Annotated in this window: 17 protein-coding genes; 7 read left to right on the top strand and 10 right to left on the bottom strand. The window is 40.4% G+C overall.

The window, feature by feature from the left end; all coding sequences use genetic code 11:
• From AACU33_RS36340 to AACU33_RS36330, 3 genes are all read right to left on the bottom strand, one after another.
• Positions 1-4525 (bottom strand): two-partner secretion domain-containing protein (locus tag AACU33_RS36340; protein ID WP_339376483.1); only part of this gene is annotated, 4525 nt, incomplete at its 3' end.
• Between the two features lie 226 nt (positions 4526-4751).
• Entirely contained in the window at positions 4752-5666 is a 915-nt protein-coding gene (locus tag AACU33_RS36335) for a DUF928 domain-containing protein (protein ID WP_339376482.1), read from the bottom strand.
• 195 nt (positions 5667-5861) lie between these two features.
• Positions 5862-6920, bottom strand: a complete 1059-nt coding sequence (locus AACU33_RS36330; protein WP_096595515.1) for an EamA family transporter — start codon at positions 6918-6920, stop codon at positions 5862-5864.
• 236 nt (positions 6921-7156) lie between these two features.
• On the opposite strand from AACU33_RS36330, the gene AACU33_RS36325 reads away from it, so the two are divergent.
• A complete protein-coding gene (locus AACU33_RS36325) occupies positions 7157-7534 on the top strand; it encodes a hypothetical protein (RefSeq protein ID WP_096595063.1) in 378 nt (125 codons plus the stop codon).
• A 185-nt stretch (positions 7535-7719) separates the two neighbouring features.
• On the top strand, positions 7720-7890 hold the full coding sequence (psb34, locus tag AACU33_RS36320; RefSeq protein WP_339376481.1) for a photosystem II assembly protein Psb34: 171 nt from the start codon (positions 7720-7722) through the stop codon (positions 7888-7890).
• A gap of 110 nt (positions 7891-8000) precedes the next feature.
• Here psb34 and AACU33_RS36315 read toward each other — a convergent pair whose 3' ends face one another.
• The 4 genes from AACU33_RS36315 to AACU33_RS36300 form a co-directional block, all read right to left on the bottom strand.
• Positions 8001-12080, bottom strand: coding sequence for a non-ribosomal peptide synthetase (locus tag AACU33_RS36315; RefSeq protein WP_096595062.1), 4080 nt, complete (start codon positions 12078-12080; stop codon positions 8001-8003).
• A gap of 876 nt (positions 12081-12956) precedes the next feature.
• Positions 12957-14435 carry a glycogen synthase GlgA gene (gene glgA / locus AACU33_RS36310; protein WP_096595061.1) on the bottom strand — a complete coding sequence of 493 codons (1479 nt, stop codon included), beginning with the start codon at positions 14433-14435 and terminating at the stop codon, positions 12957-12959.
• A 245-nt stretch (positions 14436-14680) separates the two neighbouring features.
• Entirely contained in the window at positions 14681-15871 is a 1191-nt protein-coding gene (locus AACU33_RS36305; protein WP_339376480.1) for a M48 family peptidase, read from the bottom strand.
• 94 nt (positions 15872-15965) lie between these two features.
• Entirely contained in the window at positions 15966-17234 is a 1269-nt protein-coding gene (locus AACU33_RS36300) for a GAF domain-containing sensor histidine kinase (RefSeq protein WP_096595060.1), read from the bottom strand.
• A 370-nt stretch (positions 17235-17604) separates the two neighbouring features.
• Here AACU33_RS36300 and AACU33_RS36295 point away from each other — a divergent pair, with 370 nt between their 5' ends.
• From AACU33_RS36295 to AACU33_RS36280, 4 genes are all read left to right on the top strand, one after another.
• Complete coding sequence (locus AACU33_RS36295; protein WP_445291778.1) at positions 17605-18180, top strand: DM13 domain-containing protein; 576 nt, start codon at positions 17605-17607, stop codon at positions 18178-18180.
• 108 nt (positions 18181-18288) lie between these two features.
• Positions 18289-19086, top strand: coding sequence for an SDR family NAD(P)-dependent oxidoreductase (locus AACU33_RS36290; RefSeq protein WP_096595059.1), 798 nt, complete (start codon positions 18289-18291; stop codon positions 19084-19086).
• A 13-nt stretch (positions 19087-19099) separates the two neighbouring features.
• Complete coding sequence (locus AACU33_RS36285) at positions 19100-19813, top strand: NADPH-dependent FMN reductase (protein ID WP_096595058.1); 714 nt, start codon at positions 19100-19102, stop codon at positions 19811-19813.
• 53 nt (positions 19814-19866) lie between these two features.
• Positions 19867-20355, top strand: a complete 489-nt coding sequence (locus AACU33_RS36280) for a cupin domain-containing protein (protein ID WP_096595512.1) — start codon at positions 19867-19869, stop codon at positions 20353-20355.
• Between the two features lie 67 nt (positions 20356-20422).
• On the opposite strand, the gene AACU33_RS36275 is transcribed toward AACU33_RS36280, so the two are convergent.
• From AACU33_RS36275 to AACU33_RS36265, 3 genes are all read right to left on the bottom strand, one after another.
• On the bottom strand, positions 20423-22000 hold the full coding sequence (locus AACU33_RS36275) for a sodium:solute symporter family transporter (RefSeq protein ID WP_096595057.1): 1578 nt from the start codon (positions 21998-22000) through the stop codon (positions 20423-20425).
• Between the two features lie 42 nt (positions 22001-22042).
• The gene (locus AACU33_RS36270) at positions 22043-22318 is read right to left on the bottom strand and encodes a DUF485 domain-containing protein (protein ID WP_096595056.1); all 276 of its coding nucleotides are present in this window, start codon (positions 22316-22318) and stop codon (positions 22043-22045) included.
• 201 nt (positions 22319-22519) lie between these two features.
• Positions 22520-24178 carry a sodium:solute symporter family protein gene (locus tag AACU33_RS36265; protein ID WP_096595055.1) on the bottom strand — a complete coding sequence of 553 codons (1659 nt, stop codon included), beginning with the start codon at positions 24176-24178 and terminating at the stop codon, positions 22520-22522.
• A 52-nt stretch (positions 24179-24230) separates the two neighbouring features.
• On the opposite strand from AACU33_RS36265, the gene AACU33_RS36260 reads away from it, so the two are divergent.
• The gene (locus AACU33_RS36260; protein ID WP_096588144.1) at positions 24231-24731 is read left to right on the top strand and encodes a helix-turn-helix domain-containing protein; all 501 of its coding nucleotides are present in this window, start codon (positions 24231-24233) and stop codon (positions 24729-24731) included.
• Positions 24732-24733 lie beyond the last annotated feature (2 nt).

The following is a 24733-nucleotide window of genomic DNA, read 5'->3' as shown; positions in this document are numbered from 1 at the left end:
GCTGTGTATTGCTAGCCCGAATGCGGATATCTTCCCAAACAGTATCGCTGCTGAGAAATTCATCAGGTTTGGGGGGTAGACCGCCACGTCCAGCATCAACAAATGCACTAGCAACCTTTTCATTCACCGCGCTACAGCTTTGGGCTATCTGTTGCGAAGGGTCGGTGGCATTGATTGGTAACGAAACTATTCCTTTGCTGGGGTCAATCTCTGGCGAACTGATGCTGACTATGCCATTTAACTGCGGGTTGGTTTGAGAAATCGCTGTAATATCGTTGGTTGAGAGAAATTGTGGGTCGAGTTTTTCCGGGTCGGTGGTGCCTAATTTCTGCTCAAGTTCTTGTCTAGTCAGCGTTGCTAACCCAATTACGCCTTTGGCGTTGATTTCGATAGTTCCGCCGCTACCTGAGAACGCATTTGCAGAGATATCGTTATTTTCCACAGATGGGGAGACAATAAAACCGCGATTAGTATCTAGGTTAATTGCGATCGCACCGCCATCGCCACCTGCACCTTGTCTACCTGCGGTGGTGGAGACGACACTTTTGCGCCGAAACAGCAATAAATCTTGCAAGTTGAGTGCGATGCTACCACCTTGACCGCTATTGGTGTCGGCGGTAATCTTTGCTTGATTGTCCAGAGTCAAACGATTGGATGTAATGCTGATACTTCCAGCTATACCTGTTCCTTGGCTATCTACAGAGATTCTGGCACTATCTTTAATTGTGGCTTGTCCTGATACAACATCAATCGTACCGCCATTACCTGTAGAGTTCGCTTCGGTGTTGGCAAACAGTCCACTATATTGATTAATCGGGCCGAGGATGCGTCTAATTTCCGCATCATTTTCAGGGGTAACAAAATCGTAAGTTTTTTTAATAAAATCGAATTGATTTTTTAGTTGAGTCAATCGGCGATCGTAAGTTAAGTCTTGACCCGCGATCGCAACATTATCAGTTGCATTAATTTTAATGTTACCGGCTTGCCCGCTTCTATAGGCATTAGTAATAATTTGTCCGCCACCTGCAACATCAATATTATTAACATTAACGTTGATATTGCCACCACTGCCACTACTTTGAGAAGAGGCGCTCAAAACAGCACCATCCTCAATAGTTAAATTACCAGTATTAATAGTAATACTGCCTCCAGCACCAGCATTTGATAGTTCGCTTTCTGTATTGACAAATAATCCACTAGAAAATCCATTTAAAGGATCTGCTCCTGAGAGAGTAACCGCAGCAGCCGATTGTGATTGAAAATCAAGAGGATTAATAGTAATATTGCCACCTTTGCCACTACCAAAAGTATCAGCATTAATTCTCGAACCATCTGTTAATGATAAAGATTGGGTTTTTATATTAGCATTACCTGCATTACCACTATCAAAAGTTTGAGCATCAATTCTGGATGCATTACTTAATGATAAAAGTTCAGCAGCTATATCTAAATTACCTGCGTTACCACTGTCAAAAGTTTCCGCTTGAATCAGTGAGCCATTATTGAATGAAATTTCCTGAGCTTTGATATTGACATTACCAGCATTTCCATTTGTGTAAGTTCTGGCATTTAAACTAGAAAGGTCTGTAAAAGATACTGTTTTATCTGCCGTAATATAGACATTACCACTGTTTCCAGAACCAAAAGTACTAACATTTAAAAGAGAGTTCTTTGTTAGCAATACAGAATTAGCAGTGATATTAATATCACCACCGCCTTGACCTTCTTTTTTTTCTACATTTTCGGGTTCTGTGGGAATTAGCCCATCGCTACCAGTGTTAATACTACTCTCAGAAAGCGATACTGCACCACCAGTTGCGTTAACAGTTACGCTTCCGGCTTTTCCTGTTCCTTGAGTATTAGCTAATAGAGAACTTTTATTGTTTAATGAGACTGAATTAGCCTCAACATAAATACTTCCTCCTTTTCCCGAACCATAAGTTGCAGTTTCTAGATTACTGCTATTGAGAAATAAGTCTCCAGTTGCTTGAACTATTATATTGCCTGCATCTTTAGTCAGAATATTTTCTTGACTATTACCTTCGGCTTTATTGCTAGTAGTCAAGAAAGTCTGGTCAAGTATTACTTGTTTAGGAATAATTGGCTGATTGTCTACAGCATAACCAATAAAGATGTTTCCCAAATAGCCATTACTAAAAATGCCTTTATTTAGAGTTCCCTCATTACCTGAATTACCAATAAGAGAAATCTCATTTAGTGCATTAATAATTATATTTCCAGCATAGCCCCCACCTGTATTAGTTGTACTCACTCTCGAATTATTCACCTGTACCGAGCCTCGATTAGCATTAATTTGAATGTAGCCAGGTAAAAAGTAGGGATTAGAATCGTTAGGATTACTGACTAAGTTATTACTTTCACTAGTTATTTGGCTGTTATTAATAGAAATATCTTTCTCAATAGCATGAATCTTGACAGATCCCGCTTCTCCTATGCCATTATTATCTGTTTTGAGAATAGCTTCTTGCAGGGATATCGCACCTGCTTCAACACTAATATTACCTGCATCACCTGTACCGCTTAAGACATCACTATTTAGCCAAGAATTCAAAATCTTTACTGTACTAGGAGAGAAGTTGGCATATTCTGAGTTGCCAATGAAAATTCTGCCATAATTTCCAGTACTAGAAATTTGAGTTTTGTTCTCTATGCTGACTTCGTGACGAGCGCTAATATTGATATCTCCAGCATAGCCTGAACTAGCATTATTAGTATTCAGATGAGACCCATTTAAGTAGACAGAACCATTCGTAGATTTTATATTTATGCTGCTAAATTCTTTACCATTTGAACTATTATCTCCATCTAGAAAATAACTAGCAGCTGTTATATTACCTACATAAATATCACCAGGAGCTTCAATAGTTACATCTCCAGCAAATCCATTGGGTGTTGCCGATATAATCTCTCCTAATCTTGTATCAATTCCCCCATTTTTACTAATGAGGGTAATATTACCTCCATTACCGCCGCTAGTATCGCGTAAATTTGAAAGCAATGAACCACCAATAGTAATATTATTATTAGCTAGAAATAGGATATTATTATTACTGTCAACGCCGAGAGAAATATCAATTACTCCATTAGTTGCAATGTCGCCTCTTGAATCAATGGTGACATCACCGAAATTCAAAATTGAACCAGCTTTGATATTGCCTGGTAATTGATTAGGTGCATACTGATTAGTTAAAAGAATTTTGCCTTTTACAGGTTCACCAATGCCAGAATAATTTAAATTCTCAATACTACCGATATTGATATCTGCACTTGAACTGGGTGCGTTAGGGTTAAGCATACCGATAACACCAACAATAGAATTTGGTGTTAGCCCAGGACTTGCAAAAGCAGTAGTTCCAGCGCGAATATCTAAGGTTGGTTCTCCTCTACCGTTAATCGCAACAGATTTCGTACCATCAGAGAGGCTGGTTGATAGCGGTACATTTTCTGCGATCGCGTTAGTTGCATCTGCACCTATAATTTTGATACTGCCAATATTTACAGAACCTCCTGCTAAGATGTGCAAAGAGGCTCCTTCATAGCTATCAAAGCTGACATCTCCACTAGCACGAATAATCGGATCGCCAGGACTAGTAAGATTTCCTAAATTACCATCGAGTTTCTCAATACGAAAATTGCCACCAGCCCAGTAGTGCGCATCTCCAGCTACAGCATTGGGACTGCGCAATACTATATCGCTACCAGAGAACAAACCACTATCGGGGTGATTCAGGGCAAATATATCGACAGCGCGATCGCCTTGTACAATTAACTGATTACCTGCTGCAACTATTAAAGGATTGGCAACCGAATCTCGCAGTTTGACAGTATCTTGAGCTTGCAATGTTAAATCTCTGCCAGCCTGTAACTTACCTTGTAAATCGAGATTACCAGCAATGAGGCTCAAATCTTGTGCAACGTTTAAATTCCCATTATTACTAATACTTCCCGCTAGACTTGCGCCAAACTGCAACCCCGGACGCAAACTGACTGTCAGGAGTGGCGCTGTTTCGGGATTTGTAGCACTGAATTTCAAGCCATTTTCAAAGACAAAGCTATTGGCTGTCGTCGCCAGAAACGAACCTGCAACATCTAAGCGGGCATTGGAACCGAAAATAATACCATTGGGATTGAGGAAGAACAGATTTGCCCTCCCATCCACACCTAAAGTCCCGAAAATCTTGGAGGGGTCGCTACCTGTAACGCGAGTGAAGATATTTTCAATCCCTGCGGGATTAGCAAAGTAAACTCTTTGTCCATCACCAACGTTGAATTGTAAAAAACTCTGGAATAAATTGACACCTCTGGTAGCACCGCCTTCAATTAAGCTTGCAGGTAATCCCTGAACGTTAGTATTTGGTGTGAGTATTGTACTTTCTGCTCCTAATGTGCCATCTGGGACAATTTGAGCGCGTGCAGAATTCGTTAATGTAGTAATTACGCTACTGATAGCTAGTACAATTACCAGCCCCAATTTTCCTAACTGTTGGTGATTAGCTCGAAGCATGTCAGAATTGCCCTTGCAGTCTTTAGTATTTCGGATATACAAAATTCAGAAATAAATTAAGTAGATTTTTGGATAAAAAGTATCCAACATTCTACTCACATACCAGGGCAACTGGCGAGGTTAGCAATTTTATCAGCCTCGTCCTAAAAAAGACACGATCTAAGTCCTAAAGATATGAAAAAACCTAGTTTCTCACAAGAAACCAGGTCTGTAACTAATGATTAATTCATTTCTGCGCGCTGCAACAAGGCAATAGAGGCTTATCTGTAACCTCATCAAGGTTCACTGATTTCAACAAATCTGTCCAATATTGTTGGACTTCAGTATTAGTAGGATTCTGACGGCGTAAATCAGCCAAAATGCTCAGTGCGTTCTCCCAAAATCCAGCCGTTGCATACAAAACTGCCCGATCTAAAGGTTTGGGAGTCTCTTGTATCTGCTCTGCAATGTTCTCATCTTGCATGAGTTCAATTTTACCTTCTAGATACACATCGCGATCGCGGCTGTTAGGATCGCAAATCATGGAAAAACTCCAGGTATACTCTTTACCTGCTTTTAAAGATGGTTGGTTAGCAGGTAAGGTGACACTCACAATTCCAGCCTGCCCAACTGGCGGGAAACTTTCTTTATATAAAGGATCTGTATTCTCGTCATCCCGCAAAGCAAATTCTATTCCTGCTACTGTTTCAGAAGTTTTCGGAATATAGAAAAAGAATGTCGGATGGTCATTTGTGGTATGTTGCGCTTCTTTGCTGCTAGGAATTAAGGGAATAGCAATCTCTGCATTCTGGAAACACGATCCCCGCGATGCTGCTGACCTTACCCTACCTGGTTTTCCGGGAACAAAGCCAATCAAACTTCTGCGACCTTGAATATAACCTGTAACATTCCTAATTGCCGCAGTTGCATATCTATCCCCAGGACGTAACTGTGCTGCTTGCTGAAAAAATCCCAAAGCTTTGCGGTAGTTTCTCTGCCTAGTTGCAGTGTAGCCCGATCGCATATATTGGTCATAAGCCGACTTCGCTTGTGCTACCCTAACAACTGAATCTGCTGCAAAAAGTTTGTTTGTGCTGATAGCACCAAAAGGTAAACATACTAAAGCAGCAAACAGATAACTTAGCCACAATTTACGTTTCATAATCTTCATATCTGCTGGTACCACTGTACTCAGTTTCTAATACAGTCAAAGCTTTTTTCTATAACAGTTTTCCAAAACGCATTCCTAATAATCTTAAAAACTTCATGTTAAAAGCCTTGAATTTATGTATATCTCCTTAGATATACATAGTGGTATTAGACAGCAGCTAATAATTACTAGTTCCCAATAGAACTTTTATAGTCCTTTAAATCCCATACCCATTTCTATTTGCTGTTCAACCTGCATAGAACTCAAATTACGAGATGCAATTCTGCGAGAATTTTGCCGTTGCATACCAAGTTGGCTGAGGAATATACCCGCTAATATCAAGCTACCACCAAGGTATTGAGCCATACTAGGAGTTTCATTTAATATCAAAAAAGCTGCAATAATGCCGATGATTGGCGTAAAAGAGCCAATTAAGGAAGCCGTTGATACTGTAGAGCTTCTTAAACCTTTAATCCAAAATGACTGGCCTAGCACTACAATCACGAAACCATAAACTAACATCCATTGCCAAAGAAAAGGTGAGAATACATCTATAAAATGCTCTTGACCGTAAAGTCCCAAAGCAATAAAGAAAAATATAACTGTTCCTAGGGCAGTACGAAATATAGTGTAAATTCCTAAGGGAATTTGGGAAAGGTATTTTTTACCAATAATTGTAGAAATAGCAACAGCTAAAGCTCCTACGGCTGTCAAGATTTCCCCTAAACCCAATTTTAAACCACCCATATTCATCATAGGTGTATCTGGCGATGGCAGAAGAATTGTCAGGCTCACACCAATAAATGCAGCGATCGCACCTCCAATTTCCCATTTATTTACCCGTTCTCGCAACAACCAAACAGAGAAAGCCAAAGTTAATGGCGGTTCCAAGCGACTAATTAAGACGACATTGTTAACTCCTGTAATTGCTAGTGCTTGGAAAATTAAGCCAGGAGCCAGCGCTCCCGATAAGATGGCTACTATAGTGAGACTAATCCAATCTCTTTTGGATAGCTGGCGCAAGTTCGTTTGATTCCACTGTCGCCAGTAGATTGCAATCAGCACCATTAAGGCGCACAGATTGCCGACAAACAAGACATTGCACAATGATATGGGATTGCGATCGCCTATGAGGTGATGGGCACCAATTTCTGTTAGCTTGCGGGTGACTGCACTAGATGCGCCAAAGATTAGGATTGCTAGCCAGAGATATATTTGCCCTGGAATTTTGTGAGTGAGGCGGTGTTGTCTTTTTACTCTGGTCACAATATACCACTGCATACTAAATTGCCCTCATCGATTTATCATGAGGCTTTGCTAAAAAAAATACTGAAATTCACTGGTAAATTTAAGATGTCATAACTCTATGAGGAAACGCTGAGAAGCAAGTTAAATTTCTCAGGGGATAAATTCATCAAAATCATGGTTGAGTTTCAGATGGGTTTCAGTCTCAACAGCGATAGTTTGATTATTCCAGACAAGCCCAAGATTAGGAGTCACAAATGAAACTCGCCGCCATGCTCACAAGTGTTGCTTTAGTTGGTTGTTTTACAGTTTGGGATGCTCCCCTTAAAGCAATCAATCCTTTACTAGTTCAAGCATCAGCCGCAGAAGCCAAAGATGCTACAGGGTTAACTGCTCAACAAAAAATTGAATATCTCGGAAAGCATAAAGGTGAATTTGGTAGCGGTGATGCTTTACGTCGTTACTTTTTTGGCGATTTAGAGCCAATTGCTGTACAGCCTGGTGGTGCGGGTATGGTGGTTAACCTTTACAACAAAACCAATGATGTCACGATCGCTTACTGTACAACCTACGATGTGGTTGTCGCGATTAAGAAAGGCAAGATTACTAAATTTGCTGCTAACGAAGTAAAGTAAACCCCCAATTTCCGCAGCTAGTGGGGACGAGGGACTTTTCCCCGCGTCCCTGCGTCATTTGCTGGCGATCGATTGATAAGCTGCATTTATGGATACTATCCATAATTATTTGTCAAGCCGTGTTGACTTATTGTAACAATCTTGTTAAATTTATTTACATAAGTTAACAAGCAAAAGAAAAAATTATGTATACCACAGTTAATGAAGACGGCGTTCTCAACAACTACGCAACTGAACCCCAGATTTACTACGCTGAGTACCCAACAATTTGGGAACAACGCAAATATCTTTTACAAGCTGGATTCGCTACATTACTTGTCACCACTCTTCTATTGGTTGGCTTGAGCGTTAGCTAAGATTTTTAGATTTCGGTAAAAGTAGCTCTCATCGTCATTTAACCTCTTCCCCATTACCTCGGTTGGTCGCCGAGGTTTTTTTTGTTGCTGTGGCAATGAGTTTTCCGACGTCAATTAAAAGTGAAACTGCTTACTACCTGATTATTTGCTTGTGCCTGTTCTAAGCAAACAATTAATTTTTCGGCTAAAATCTGCACCGTTGGTTCTCCCAGCATACCGAGATGTGTCCCAGGAACCTCGTGAATCTCCACTCCTTGTTTAGCCATTTCATTCCAGCCTCTACAGAGTTTGAACTGACACCATCTCAACACTTCTTTAGTAGTAAATAAAGTTACCTTACCAGCATAGGGTTGTGGTATATAATCCGCCATTGTGGCTTGCTTGAGAGCTTCTATTAATGCCATGTTGTAAGGGTTGGCATCTTCAGTAAAAGAGTGTTCATTCCACAAGTCAAACTTGCTGCTTGGTTTCCCAGTTAACATAGATCTCAACCAATCTAGTTTGGCGAGAAAATAATTCCATCTATCTGTCGATCTCAGTCGCCAGAAAGTCAGCAAATAGACATAAAGTGTACGCAATAGCGAAGGATTATTAATATACAAACTAGGGCTATATGTATCAAACATAGCTAGTAAAGCCACGCGATCGCCTTGAGCAACTAACTGACGCGCCATTTCAAAAGCAACTGTCCCGCCACTAGAGAAACCACCCAACAGATAGGGGCCATACGGTTGAACAGTGCGAATTTCTTGGATGTAGTGAGATGCCATATCCTCAACTTTAGTGTGGGGAGTTTGTTTACCATCAAGTCCTTGTGCTTGCAACCCATACACAGGTTGTTCTGTACCCAGGTAACGCACTAGAGTTTGGTAGCCAATAACATTACCTCCGAGGGCATGGATTAAGAATAAAGGCTGTTTCGCACTGCTACCTGGCTGAATAGTTACCAGAGAAGACCAAGAAGCTGATGTATTTGATTGACTGAGAATGCTAGCTAATTGTTCTATGGTTGGTGATTGGAACAAGGTAGCTAGGGGAAGTTTTTGACCAAATTTCTTTTCGATTTGTGTAAATAATTTGACTGCTAGTAGCGAGTTTCCCCCCAACTCAAAGAAATTATCTTTGACTCCAATTGACTCAATACCTAAAACCGCTGACCAAATTTGTGCTAACTCGATTTCTACGGTGTTTTTTGGAGAAACAAAGGCTTTTTCTAATTCGGGTCGGCTTTGGTCAGGGATGGGCAAAGCACGGCGGTCTACCTTACCATTTGGAGTCAGTGGGATTTTGGCGATCGCTACAAAGGCAGATGGAATCATATACTCTGGCAATTTCTCTTGCAGAAAACGCCGCAATTCATTCATCGTTGGTTTAGGCTCACCATTGACCACTACATAAGCTACTAATCGCTTATTTCCAGGCTCATCTTCCCGCGCTATAACTACAGTCTCCTGTACACAATTGTGTTGTGCCAATACATTCTCAATTTCTCCCAACTCGATGCGGAAACCGCGAATCTTTACCTGATGGTCAATCCGACCGAGAAATTCAATGTTACCATCACTGAGATAGCGGGCTAAGTCTCCTGTTTTATAGAGTCGTGCTGATTTCTTATCGCTAAAGGGATTGGGAATGAATTTTTGGGCTGTAAGTTCGGGTTGATTTAAATAGCCAGAGGCTAAACATTCTCCACCAATATGCAATTCCCCAGAAACACCAATGGGACAGGGATTGAGGTAATCATCAAGAATGTAATATTCAGCGTTTTGGATGGGTTTACCATAGGGAATACTCTTCCAATATGGCTCGACTTTGCCAATGGGATAATAATTAGACCAAACTGTTGCTTCGGTTGCGCCACCCAAACTAATTACTTCTACTCCTGGGAAGGTGGCTTTAAGTAAATCTGGCAGTGTGACTGGTATCCAATCACCACTCATAAATACTAGCCGCAATTGGGGATGGCAATTACTTTCTTGAACCTTGGAGAAAAAGCCAGCCAGTTGTTGCAGTGCAGGCGGTGCAGAGTCCCAGAATGTAATTGGCTCATGGCAAAGAATGTGCAATAAAGCTTCTGGATCTCGGACATCATGGCTAGGGACAACCCGAATTGAACCACCTGCGGCTAATAACCCGAAAATGTCATAAACTGACAGGTCAAAACACAAAGATGTGATAAATAAAACTCTGTCAGCAGAATTAACATTAAATGTTTTGTTAACCCACTCAATCAGGTTGATAACGGGTCGATGACGAACCACAACCCCCTTTGGTGTGCCTGTAGAGCCAGAGGTAAAAATCACATAGGCAATATCATTTGAATTGGCAGATGCAGGCAAATTTCTGCTAGGTAGTAAATCTAGATAAGAACCATTCCATACCTGCTGATGTCCAACTTGCCATACAGATTCAGTATGTGCAGATTTATCTAAACAGATTAAGTGTTGCAGTGCTACCAGTTCTAGGTCATGAATATTAGGTAATAACCAAGTTTGGGTGACTAGACAGTTAATTTCTAGAGAAGACAGCAGTAATTGAATGCGTGCCTTGGGGAAACTGGGTTCTAGTGGTACGTATGCACCTCCAGCTTTTAAAATCCCTAGCACCGTCGGAATCATTTCTAGCGATCGCTCTAAATAAACAGCAACTAACACTCCTGGTTTGACACCCAGTTGCTTCAAGTGATGGGCTAACTGATTAGCTCTACAGTTCAACTGTTGGTAGGTTAGTTGTTCCTGTCCACAAACGACGGCTACAGCATCGGGTGTCTGCTCTACCTGCGCCTCAAACAGTTGATGAATACAAAGTTGCTCCTCAAAATCTGCTTGTGTATGATTCCACTCCATCAACATTTGATGTTTTTCATCGGTCGTCAATAGTGGTAATTCTCCTAAACACTGCCAGGGATTATTTGCCATGCTGGACAATAAAGTCTCAAGGTGTCCCAGCATCCGAGCGATTTTGGCATTGTCGAAGAGATTTTGGTCGTATTTGAGTTTCAATAACAGTTCTGAATCTGCATAACCAACTAATGTCAAAGGAAAGTTCGTCTGTTCTTCTAGCCGGAATTCCAGGTTTTGCCATCTGCCACCCTGAGAACGTAAAGCCGAATTCAATTCATAGTTTTCAAATACCAAAATACTATCGAACAAGGGCTTTCCTGGTGGAACATCGCTCCATCTTTGCACGTTGACTAGGGGAGTATGTTCATAGTTTCGCAAAGCCACCCACTGCGATCGCAATTCTTTGAGCCAAGTCAGAAGCGGTTTTTTCCCTGACACCTTGACTCGAACTGGCAAGGTATTGATCAACAGTCCTACCATTGATTCAGCTCCAGCTACAGAGGAATGACGACAGGCTCTTGTAGCACCAAATACAATATCGCTTTCACCACTATAACGACTCAAAAGTATTGCCCAAGCGCCTTGTACTAAAGTATTCAGCGTCAGTTGATGTTGTTGTGCTAAAGACTGCAACATCGCCGTAGTTTTTTCTGAGAGTCGGATTGCTTGCTCGCCAAAACCGCTTTGATCGCGCGGATTTGAGTCTACTAATAAAGGCGTGGGTGCGGTAAATCCTTTGAGCAAGTTCCGCCAAAAACTTTCAGCCTTAGACCAATCTTGTTGCTGTAGCCATGCGATATAGTCTTGATAAGGACGTGGTTGGGGAAGTTGTAGGTCGTTGCCTTCGCAGAAAGCGTCATAAAAAGCGAACACTTCCTTAATAATGATTGACAAGGAACGACCATCTAACAAAGCATGGTGAAAAGTCCAAATAAATTGGTAGACAGATTCTCTTAGCTGAAATAATGCAAGGCGCATCAATGGCGCGACATTTAACTCAAAGCCAAGAGTGCGATCGCTTTGCAAATAAGCTTGCAATTTAGTTGATTGTTCTGTGTCAGACAAGTCACACCAATCTTGCTGTTCCAGAGGAATTATTACTTTTTGATGCACATATTGCTGAGGTTCTCGTTGACTTTCCCAATCAAAGCTAGTTCTCAAAACTGCGTGTCTTTCTACAACTTTCTCGCATGCTTGTTGAAATGCAAAAAAATCAATTTTTTCGTATACTACACACATCATCTGCTCAATATCTACTCCTGATTTTTGAGCAACCAGATTGTTAAACAGCATTCCTTGCTGTAGAGATGACAGTTGATATGAATATTTTCTGGTTTCTACTTTCATTTTGTTTTTATAAAAATCATGAATGACTTGATAGTCACTAAAAATGTAACTATCCGATAAAAGGTTAGATGATTACAAAATTAAATAAAATAAATTCTCTGCAATATCTAGTAATTAATACATTGACTACAATGCATTAAATATATCCATTAATTACTAAATAAATTTTTTCTAACAGGCAGAGAACTTATTTATAAAAATTATGGTAGTGCAGCTTTATCAATAAGTATCAATAGAATTTAGCAGGTAATATTTCAAATTATATATAAAAATAATAAAGAATTATCTAGATTCTGCAAATAAAAGATAAAGTTATAATAGCTACTCCGTGGTTTCAGCTAATAAATTTGATATTTTTAACCAGTGAACTATAGCTAAAATTCAATATATTAAATAATATTTACCACATAAATATTACATAAAAAGCAAAGTATCTATTTTCGTAATTAGATAGCTTGATACCAGCAGTGGCAAAGTCAAAATTTCCTAATTTGGATAAAATATATACTCACCAATCTTGTGAACCAATACTGAGTCAAAAGGGTGAGCAAAATTGGCTACATAGAGTCTTGTACATCAGATCGGATTGACTGTTGTATTAAGCAAGCCTTTGGTGATAGTGGCTATGATACAAAAAGCTAAAGCTAAGATTCCGCCTCGCTTTAATCCCAAGATTCAACAACAAGGCATTTTATTTTTTAGCTTTTGCCAGTGGTAACGAGCGCTACATAAAATTTAAGCAAATAAAAAGGCGGCTTTGCCACCTTTTTATTTATCTAGTTTTTAGATAACGGTACAGTATCAACTACACGGCTGGCTACAAATTATTCTCCGCGTCCCCATATCATCATGTAGCCAAATTCAAGCGAATTGAAGTTACCACTTGTGTCTTATCCAGTCGTAAATCTCTACATATTCACTGCCTGGAATATTCCATGAGTAGTCATACTCCATACCCTGAATAGCTAATTCGCGGAACTCGTCAGGAGAGTAATTCCACAAATCAATTGCCCGTTCCATTGCTGATTCAAGCGCTTGATTATCGCTCTGATAAAACACATAACCATTGCGCTTTTCTGGCGGTACATTCTCGTCGTAATTGCGGTCAAATACTGTATTTACTAGACCGCCAACACCGCGCACAATAGGTACAGTGCCGTATTTCAAGCCAATCATTTGCGTTAAGCCACAGGGTTCGTAATTGCTAGGGACAACTATCATATCTGCCCCTGCATAAATTAGGTGAGATAATTCTTCGTTAAAGCCCAGTTCTAAATGGACATCTGGGTTGCTATTTAAAAATTGTTTTTCATGCTGGAATTTTGCATTAATTCCTGGTTCTGTTGCCGAACCTAGCAATACAAATTGCGCTCCTTTATTCAGGGCATAATAAATTGCATGGTGAACAAGATGTACGCCTTTTTGATTATCTAAACGACCAATGTAAGCAACGATGGGTTTATCATCTTGGCGGAGCAGAAGACGCTCTCGCAAAGCTTTTTTGTTATCAAATTTTTGTTCAAAATTGTCTTTGGTATAGTTAGAGGGGATGTAGCGATCGACTTCTGGATTCCAAAAATCGTAATCAATACCGTTGAGTACCCCACGGAATTTATCTTGATGCAAATGCAAAGTATGGCCTAAGCCGCAACCAACATCGCTGGTACTGGCTTCCCACGCATGGTTTGGTGAAACTGTGGTGACAGCATTGGAATACACAATCCCCGCCTTCATGAAGTTCAAAGCAAAGGGGTTGAAGTTGTCACGCAGCTTATCGTATTGGAAGTAATATTCTGGTCGATTTAAACCTGTAGCTTGTAGAGTTTCTACGCCGCCCATTCCTTGATGCTTAAAGTTATGGATGGTGTAACAAACTCGCTGATACTCCAAACCGTAATACTTGTACATTTCATTGAGCATGACAGGAACTAAGCCTGTTTGCCAGTCATGACAATGGATAACATCGGGTCGCTTATTGCTTTGAAGTAAAAACTCTAAAGCCGCTTTGCTAAAGAAGGCAAAGCGCATATTATCGTCATTGCAGCCGTAATAGCAACCGCGATTAAAGAAATTATCTTGAGAGTGGGGTTCAATAAAGAAACACACTCTTCCATGTACCCAACCGCAATACACAGAACACTGAATCGCTCCACCATACCAAGGTACTGATAAGTTGCGGTAGGCATCATGCAGCCCCCAAATATGGTCGTAGCGCATACAATCATACTTGGGCAAAATTAGCTCAACGCAATGTCCGCGAATCTCTAATTCCCGACTCAGTCCGTAGACAACGTCCCCTAAACCGCCAGCTTTAATTACAGGCGCACACTCCGAGGCAATCTGTACAATGTACATTCCTAGTCCCCGCTTCACAAAACTTCATTAATACTCTATTCTTATCAGTACCTGAAAAATGTACTCATTGACACGCGAGTGGTTGAATGATAAGTAAAAAAAGTTAAACATCCGTCTAGCAATAACGAAATCTATTAGCATCGATTCAAATTTATACAATTTGCGAGATGCGATTTATTGCTAATGTCGTACTATTACCTTTTGTATGTGCTTTAGCACGCTGCAATTAGATAAAGCTTGATTTACTAACTTTCGCCTGATGCTAACTTTTGCAGCCATCTTTGAGCTTCGGCATATAATTTGAATCGGCTTTCATCAGAGCGAAACTCTGGAGTATGCACCATTCTTCTACCATTTACCCATTTTGTGCCGTGGTATTTGTGCAGTAATTCGTGAAATAACACAAACTCGGTAACAAATTCAGGTATCTTGGCATTATCTAGAGCCGAACTCATCACTACTCTATCTCTAGCTGGCTCATAATGTCCGAACTTACGGTAAGTATTAATTTTGCTCCATGCGAGGCGAGGTTTGAGAAGATTTGCGTCAAAATATTCGTGGTTAAGTTTGTCGAATAAATCGTCTAAGTTATAAAATCCACCTTGTGGGTTTTCTGAGATGACTTCAGCAATTAAATCCAGCATTAGCAGTATGCTGCTGTATTCTTCGGAAGCAGCAAACGAACGAATTATGTGTGAATTATCTTGACTTTTACCTATAATAGTAGATTTGACTAATGCTTGTAAAACTTCATCAGGTGCATTGATAAATCCTTCACTGATGGAAATATGGGCGTAGGTATGAGATTTTTTCCCTTTATATAAGCCTGCTAAATTAGTTAATTCAACCGTAAGTTTGAGTGAGCTTAGTTGATGTTTATGGAGAATTTCTTGAGCGATTTGTCGTATTCGATAAGTGCTGCTTAGGTGAAGTTGTAAGTTCTGTTCATCTGTTAAAAACTTCATCCAAGAGTAAATTTGTCGAGATGTACTAGTTAGATTGGCTGGTGTTGTTTGTTGATGAGAACATATTGCTTCGATTGTGGTAACTGTTTTGATTAAACTGTGAGTTATTTGTTCTATAGCAGCAGAGTTAGGATTTGCAGTAGAAGCTAAATTAAAAATATTTTCTAGAATATTATTTTGTTGTGCTTTGATGTTTTTAATGCTGATACTTGCAATTTGAGTTTGGGTAGCTTGACTGGAAGCAATGGGTAAATTATCTAAGTCTATACTTTTAAGAAAATAATAAGCTTCGCGAGAGCGTCTTGGTAAATGGTGAGGGGTAGTTTTAGCTTCAGCACATATCTTCTCAATAGTTGTAACTGAACTTGTAATAAATTGTTTAAATTCGGCAACTTTATGGGTTGATAATCCATTCTCCAAGTTGTCTTGTACTGTTTGAGCAGTTTTTAAAATGCCGCGAATTTTTATCATGCTATTTTATCTAGCGCTAAAGCGCAACTACGAGCCAAATCCAAAGATTTTACTTATTGTAGAGACTGTCTTGAGTATAAAGCGATCGCGCTGACTATTTCACAAGCGGTAATTGAACGCTGACAATAGTCCCCGTTAATGGCTGAGACTGAATGCTTAACTTTCCACCATGAGCATTAACAATGCGTTTGCTAATAGCCAGTCCTAATCCAGTACCTTCAGGTTTCGTAGAAAAGAATGGTTGAGAAAGCTTGCAGAGGATTTCTGATGGAATCGGATTACCACTATTATGTACATTAATGCAAACTTCATCTTCTAGGGAAGAATTTACTTCCCATGTGACAACATCTCCATCTCCAACTGCTTCACAAGCATTGCGGACAATGTTAATAAAAACTTGTTTGAGTTTGTCCTTATCTCCGGCAATTTTTACTATTGATGATGCGGGTATAAATTTGATTTCTGTTTTCACAGCTTCTGGCATTTCACGGATTGTAAGCAGCAACTCGTTAATGAATTCATTTACATCTAATTGAGCAAGTTGCAATACCTGTGGCTTGGCGTAGAGTAAAATTTCACTTAGTAGCCTTTCTAAACGGCTAGCTTCGCTGAGTGCTAACTCTAATCGTTCTTGAGCAGCTTCCGTTATAACAGTCTTTTTAAAATACTTCAATCCCATAACCATAGTAGTTAAGGGATTACGAATTTCATGCACAATTATGGAAGAAAATTCCCCAATAGCTGCCAATCTTTCTTGTTCTACAAGTTTAGCTTGGGCTGCTCTTAATTCTGCTGTACGTTTTTCTACTTCTGCTTCTAGTATTTGATTAAAGTGACACTGTTGTTGATAGAGATGATAGTGGTCAATTGCTGTAGCTGCACGTTCTGCAAACAGTTCGACAATTTGGATTTCATCAGTAGTAAATTCACGTGCTTGTCGATGAAAAGAACAAATCGTACCAAATACTTGACCTTCAGAAGTTTGCAAAGGTATCCCTAAATATGCTCGATAACCTGGCGCTGGTCTACCATATTCTGGATTATTGACAGCATCTTCAACGGCTAATGTGCGCTTAATTTCCATCACTGTACCAATCAATCGACCGTGTAGTGCATAAACACGGGGTTGATCTTCACCCATTTCAATACTGCTTGCTAAAATAGTTTCAAAACCTTCTTGGCAATAAGTAACAACAGTCCAATCTACTCCTATTAACTCGCTAACTCCGCAGGCAATATTGTGTAAATAGCAGCTAAGTTCACCAGTTCGATAGTTCAAAGAAGATAAAAGTTCTATTATCCGTCGCTCGCGCTGCCATCTTTGGGTTTGCAACAATATTTCATCATCACTGGTTTTGCTCATGGATGCCTGTTGCATAATTTAATAAAAGAATTTCAAAAAAATTAAATAATAAATTTTTTATGTTAAATAGTATTTGGGATATCAAGCTAGTAGCTTTACAAAATAACTTTGATGATTGATTCGGGTCTTTAATCTTAAGTTCAGTACTAAAGTTATGACTACAAACCTGACAAAGTTGATATGAAGATTTTACTAGAGATATGTGCGATTCGTATACAGCACAATTATGAAAATTTGCTTAAATAAGCTTAAATTAATGCAAGAGATGTTAAAAAGTTAGATTTTGCTGAGAAATCCCTAAGAGTTTTCTCGATAAAATATCAGCTTTATAGATGTAAATCCTTAGTTCTGCATAATTTCCTGATTCCTCATGCAAGCAATAATCAGTTTAAAGCTCAAGCAAAAAGTAGGAATTTTAATTATGCAATTCAGGTATTTATTAATAGCAATTACTGCATCTATCGTTACTATCGGCTGTGTTGGACAGGTATCTAATAGCCAAGATGTTAAAAGTTCAGGAAATGGCGTTGTGACTACATCACCGACGCCAGCAAAATCTTTAGCCCAGTCAACAAAGGCTCAAAATGCTACTGCTATAAAGTCGGGCACATTTGTTTCTGGAGAACACACAACTAAAGGAACAGTGCGTATTACTGCCAAAGATGGCAAATCTATTCTAGAACTTGAGCAGTCGTTTAAAACTTCTACTTCAGGGCCGGACTTAGTAGTAATCTTGCATCGTTCAGATAATGTATTGGGTTCAACTCAAGCACCATCCTATTCATTAAAGAAGGGTGATTATGTAGTTATTGCACCCTTACAAAAATATAGTGGCGCTCAAAGTTATGCGATTCCTAACAACATTAACCTAGCAGATTATAAATCGGCTGCTATTTGGTGTCGCAAGTTCAATGCTACTTTTGGTGCTGCCAAATTGAATGGTTGAGGAAAGGCAGAAGGCAGGAGGTAGAGAGCAGAAGACAGAGAGAAGGAAAAATAACAAAGGACGAATAAAAAATGACTAATTTTGATGAAAAATATTAGGAGAAAATTTATGAAGCTAGAAGGAAAAGTTGCGTTAGTTACTGGTAGTAGCCAAGGAATTGGACAGGGGATAGTTTTGCGTCTGGCTCAAGAAGGGGCGAATGTTGTGATTAACTATCGCTCTCATCCAGAGGGTGCTGAGGAAACATTGGCTAAGGTACAGGCGCTTGGCGGTAAGTGTCACATGGCGCAATGTCCACAAGCTAATGGTTATACTGTGAAGGCAGATTTGGGTAGTGTGGATGAAGTACGTCAATTGATTGCAGAAAGCATTCAGCATTTTGGTAAGTTAGACATTTTGGTAAATAATGCGGGGATTGAAAAACACGCTCCTTTTTGGGAAGTTACAGAAGCAGATTATGATGCGGTGATGAATGTCAATTTAAAAGGAGTTTTCTTTGCGACTCAAGCTTTTGTTCAACATTTAATTGCGACTCAGCGGTCTGGGAAAATTATTAATATTAGTTCGGTGCATGAAGAGTTGCCATTTCCCAATTTTACGGCTTACTGTGCCAGTAAAGGCGGAATGAAAATGCTGACTCGCAACTTGGCGGTTGAATTGGGTGCTTTGGGAATAACTATTAATAATGTTGCACCAGGAGCGATAGAAACTCCTATTAATACTAAACTGTTGAATGACCCAGAAAAATTGGGGGCGCTGTTAAAAAATATTCCGCTTGGTCGTTTGGGTCAACCACAAGATGTTGCTTCTTTAGTGGCATTCTTAGCTTCTGCTGATGCTAACTACATTACAGGTAGCACGTTCTTTGTGGATGGTGGATTGTTGTGGAACTATCAAGAACAGTAGGGGGAAGAAAACTATGTTAGATTCATCTCTATTTATTCCGGTAATCCTGGGAACTCCCCGTAAAGGTCGCCAAAGTGAATATGTTGCGAAGTTTATTGTTGAACAGGTTGCGGCACGCGATCGCTTACATACCGAACTGATAGATATTAGAAATATAGCGATCGCAACTGATGATGCAGGCGAATCGATCAAAGAACCTCAGTTTGCGGCAACTATGGAACGGGCTGATGGATTAATTATTGTCGCACCAGAATACAATCATGGTTATCCTGGTTTGCTCAAGCACGTACTTGATACTTGCCTTAAAGAATACATTCACAAAGCCGTGGGATTATGCGGTGTCTCAGCCGGGCCTTTTGGCGGTACAAGGGTTATCCAAAATTTATTACCTGTGATGCGGGAGTTGGGGCTAGTTACAATTTTTTATGACCTCAATTTTGGCAATGTTGGGGAATTATTTGATGAGTCAGGTAATTTAATTGATAAACCAACCTACATCCGCCGGATGCAAAGGTTTATGGACGAGTTAATTTGGATGTCTACAGTCTTAAAATATGGGCGGGAAGTAGTCAGCTTAGAAAAGCAAGATAATACCCAAGTTAATCTTCATGCTAATAAGCCTTGTCCAGAAATGGCTACGCGCATGGGTACAGATGCAATGGAGACTGTGTTGCAAGTTGGGTTGTGTTCTCAGACGGGTAAGGTAGAAGCTACCGCAATTACCTAAATTATGATTTTGAAACGCAGAGGGGCGCAGAGTTTTAATGAGAGGAAATGAAAATGACAGTGAATTTACAGGGAGTAGTGCAGCAACCAGGACAAGGTTCTTCCTATTGGGTGCTGGGAGACTTGTATACTTTCAAGGTAGTGGGTGAAGATACTAGCAAAGCTTATGCTTTAGTTGAGATTACCGTTCAACCGCAAAGTGGCACACCGCCCCATATTCATAGTCAGGAAGACGAATCTTTTTATATTCAAGAAGGAGAGTTGGAATTTCAGCTTGATGAGCAAATAGTTGTAGCTACTCCTGGGACTTTTCTGCATTCTCCCAAAGGTCAACTTCACAGATTTACAAATGTTGGCACACAACCAGCAAAATTATTGTGTTGGGTAACGCCAGCAGGATTAGAAAAATTTTTCATAGAAGTAGCTATACCAGTAGGAGAGATAACGCAGCCACCGACAGTTAGCCCCGCAGATATCGAAAAAGTAATAGCAGCAGCCCCAAGATATGGACTTGAGATTATTCCACCACCGGATACTAAGTAATGGTGATATGTCACGCATAGACGCAAACCAGAAAACAAGATTATGCGTCTATGCGTTCTTTTCATTCTCAGTTTTCGGAACCGATGTGGATGCGGTTCTCTACTTCTGCAAATTTTTCTTCTGCTTGTGTTTCGCTAGACAGTAGAGAAACAACGATTCCGACAATAAATGCTAAGGGAATTGTTACTAAGCCAGGATTTTTTAAGGGGAAAAGTGCATTAGGGTGATTAAGGATTGCTACTTGGATGGTGGGGGAGAAATAAATCAATATCAAAGCGGAGAAGGTTCCGACTAACATACTTGCTACAGCACCGTAAGTAGTGAAACGTCGCCATAACATTGATAGCAGTAAAGCTGGGAAGTTGGCACTAGCTGCGATCGCAAATGCTAAACCTACCATGTATGCTACGTTTTGTCCTTTGAATAAGATACCCAGGATAATCGCCAATGCGCCCAAAAGCATTGTCGCACCGCGAGCTACTTTTAGCTGTTCTGATTCGTTGGCATGACCTCCGCGCACCACATTCACCCATAAATCGTGAGACAATGCGGCTGCACCAGAAAGTGTTAAACCTGCAACTACTGCTAAAATTGTGGCGAAGGAGACAGCCGCAATAAAGCCCAAGAAAGCATCTCCACCGAGAAATTCGGCTAACATCGGTGCAGCCATGTTACCACCAGTGCCGATTTGCTTGATGGCATCTTGACCAACTAGTACCATTGCCCCAAACCCTAGGATAAAGGTGAGGAGATAGAAAAAGCCAATCAAAGCTGTGGCGTAAGTTACAGAAATTCTCGCGGCTTTGGCATCGGGTACTGTGTAGAAGCGCATCAAAATATGAGGTAATCCCGCAGTACCGAACATCAACGACATCCCCAAGGAAATCGCATCCCAAGGATCGGAAACTTGCTTACCAGGCGCTAATACTCCAGAATACTTGTCTGCGGCGGCAGCGAAGAGATTGAGGGGATTAAAACCAAATTTTGCTAATACTAAAATAGATAACAAAATAGTTCCGCCTAACAGCAAAACTGCTTTGATAATTTGTACCCAGGTAGTAGCAATCATCCCACCAAAAATCACGTAAGCCATCATCACACCGCCAACGATGACTACCGCTAATTCATAATCAAAACCAAATAGTAGTTTGATCAGTTCGCCAGCGCCTACCATTTGGGCAATTAAATAAAAGCTGATGACTGCTAACGTCCCAATGGCGGCAGCGATACGTACAGGTTTTTGCTGCAAGCGATAAGCTACCACATCTGCAAAGGTATATTTGCCGAGATTGCGCAATGGTTCGGCAATCAGAAACATGACGATCGGCCAGCCTACCAAAAAGCCAATAGAATAAATTAAGCCGTCAAAGCCATTGAGTGCAACTAACCCAGCAATTCCTAAAAAGCTAGCTGCACTCATGAAGTCGCCTGCTAAAGCTAGCCCATTTTGGAAACCGCTGATATTACCACCAGCCGTGTAGAAGTGGGATGTGCTTTTAGTTAACTTTGCCGCCCAGTAAGTAATACCTAGAGAAGATGCTACAAACAGGAAGAAGAAAGCGATCGCCAACGGGTTAAAATGTCCCAGGCTAGTAACATCAGCTACAGCCAGTTGGGGAATATACCAAAGACTATTTACGATCATATTTTGGTTACAATTTGGGATTTTTGATACAGGTATAGCTATTTACTCGCGTGTTAAATTGTTGATGCGGTTGTCATATTTGTTATTTGCCCAGCGGACATAGAGAAAAATTAATACCCATGCTGAAACAATTACCAGCGCCCCCAACAAAATACCTAGACTCAACCCTGGTAAGATTAATGAGCCTAATAAAGGCTTATTGAAGGCAATCAGCAGAATAAAGCCAAAATAAATCACCATCATCGCCCCACTAAGGAGCAGAGATACTCGCCAGCGTGCAGCTGCGATTGACTGGAGAGCTTTTTTGCGATCGTCCATGTCTTCCTTAGATTGAGAAAATAAGCTCAGATTGTCGCATTTAAATTGCTGGCTATGCTATTTCTTAAAATTAATTAGTAAATATATTGCTAAAGTTTTTAACGCTCAATCAAACAATATGGCCTAAAAAATAAAAGTCTAGAGACATTTGTGTAAATCATCTCTAGAGCAAATCTTTAATTATAATTTTGTGAATGCTAGCTATTGTTCAATCGTAGGCGTGCGTAAGTCTTCCACTAGTAGCTGAATTTCTTCTGGTGGTGGTGGAGTGAGGCGCGAAACCACTAGAGTAACGATAAAATTGATCAGCATACCCAAAGTGCCAATTCCTTCAGGAGAAACGCCAAAAAACCAAGGTTGACCGCCACCAAACTTGACACTGATAATGTAAACAATCGTAAAAATCAAACCGATTAACATTCCCGCGATCGCCCCTTGAGAATTGGTACGCTTATCAAAAATCCCCAAGAAAATTACCGGGAAGAAGCTAGCTGCTGCTAAACCAAAGGCGAAAGCGACGACTTCACTGACAAATCCTGGAGGATTTACCCCAAAATAGCCAGCTAAAACCAGCGATATACCCACCATAATCCGCCCGACAAACACCCGTTTTTGTTCGGAAGCATTGGAATCTATTATGCGGTAGTAGACATCATGGGCAACAGAACTGGAAATTACTAACAACAGACCCGATGCTGTAGATAAAGCCGCCGCTAACCCGCCAGCCGCTACTAAAGCAATTACCCAAGCTGGTAGATTAGCCACCTCTGGGGTAGAAAGCACAATAATATCTCGGTCAATCTTAATTTCGTTGGTGTCTTTATTTGGCGTTAACTGGAAACGTCCATCTTTATTTTTATCTTCAAAAGCCAGCAGTCCAGTTTTTTCCCACTTGTTTGCCCAATCTAGTTGCTGTACTTGCGTAGTTGTCTGATTGTGCAAGTTATCAATCAAGTTATAGCGGGCAAACATTGAGAGTGCTGGTGCAGTAGTATAAAGTATGGCGATAAATAACAATGCCCAACCAGCAGAAAAGCGGGCTGCACGTACACTAGGTACAGTGTAAAATCTGACGATGATATGCGGTAAGCCAGCAGTGCCGACCATCAAAGCAATGGTAGTAAATAGTACATCCACCATTGGCTTGTTCACAAATGCTTGAGTATACTCTTGAAAGCCAAGGTCTTTCTGGATTTGATTGAGCTTATCAGCAACATCGCTAAAGGTGAATGCTAGCTGAGGAATAAAGTGACCAGTCAGCAACTGCGCGATCGCGATCGCTGGTATGAGATAAGCAACAATTAACACGCAATACTGGGCTACTTGCGTCCAAGTAATGCCTTTCATCCCTCCCAATACAGCAAAAAAGCCAACGATTACCATACCGATGACCACGCCTGTATTGATGTCTACTTGCAAAAAGCGGCTGAAAACAATGCCCACACCCCGCATTTGCCCAGCAACGTAGGTGAAAGAGACAAAAATCGCGGCAATTACTGCTACTAACCGGGCAGTATTAGAATAATAGCGATCGCCGACAAAATCCGGCACTGTATACTTACCAAATTTCCGTAGGTAAGGAGCTAAAAGTAATGCTAGCAGTACATAGCCGCCAGTCCAGCCCAGCAAATAAATAGAACCGTCGTAGCCCATGAAAGAAATCAGCCCCGCCATTGAAATGAACGAGGCCGCAGACATCCAATCAGCCGCAGTAGCAGCACCATTCGCAATAGACGGTATTCCCTGGCCTGCGACAAAGAAGTCTTTCGTATTTTCGACTCGCGATTGCCAACCAATGTAAATGTATATTAAAAAAGAAAGTCCAACTATTATCAGAGTCCAAATTTCAACTGATACCATTTCACTAAAAAAATGATAAAGATAATTAAGGAAGAAATATGAGCAGAAGTTTATGGCAGGAGTCACCAAAGTAAAAATAAAGGAGTCAGCCGAGGAATTACATGAGCTGCTAAGAAAACAAAAAACAGCATTAGGTAAAGAACGGATTCAAGCGTTGTATTTACTGAAGATAAAGCAGGTAAAGACAATACAAGATTTAGCAGTGGTATTGGGCAGAGGAAGCGCGACGGTACAAAGGTGGTTAAAAGTTTATGCAGAGTCAGGAATCACTAGTCTCGTATCAAGAAAAAAAGGTTCAGGACGACCACCAATTATTAACACAGATGTTCGAGAGCAGCTTTCAAAGGAACTGGAAGACCCCCAGGGATTTAAAAGTTATGAAGAAATCCGAACATGGTTAAAAGCGGTAGAGGGTGTAGAAGCTTCATACAAAGTAGTACATGATACAGTGCGTTATCAAATGAAAGCGAAGCTAAAGGTGCCGCGTGCAGTAGGCATTAAACACCAACCAGAAGCGGAAGAAGAGTTTAAAAAAAACTCCCACAATACCTAGAC

The organism is Calothrix sp. NIES-2098, from assembly GCF_963875125.1.
GTDB lineage: Bacteria > Cyanobacteriota > Cyanobacteriia > Cyanobacteriales > Nostocaceae > Aulosira.
The sequence above is the reverse complement of the archived record's forward strand: the minus strand, read 5'-3'. Positions and strand labels throughout refer to the sequence as shown.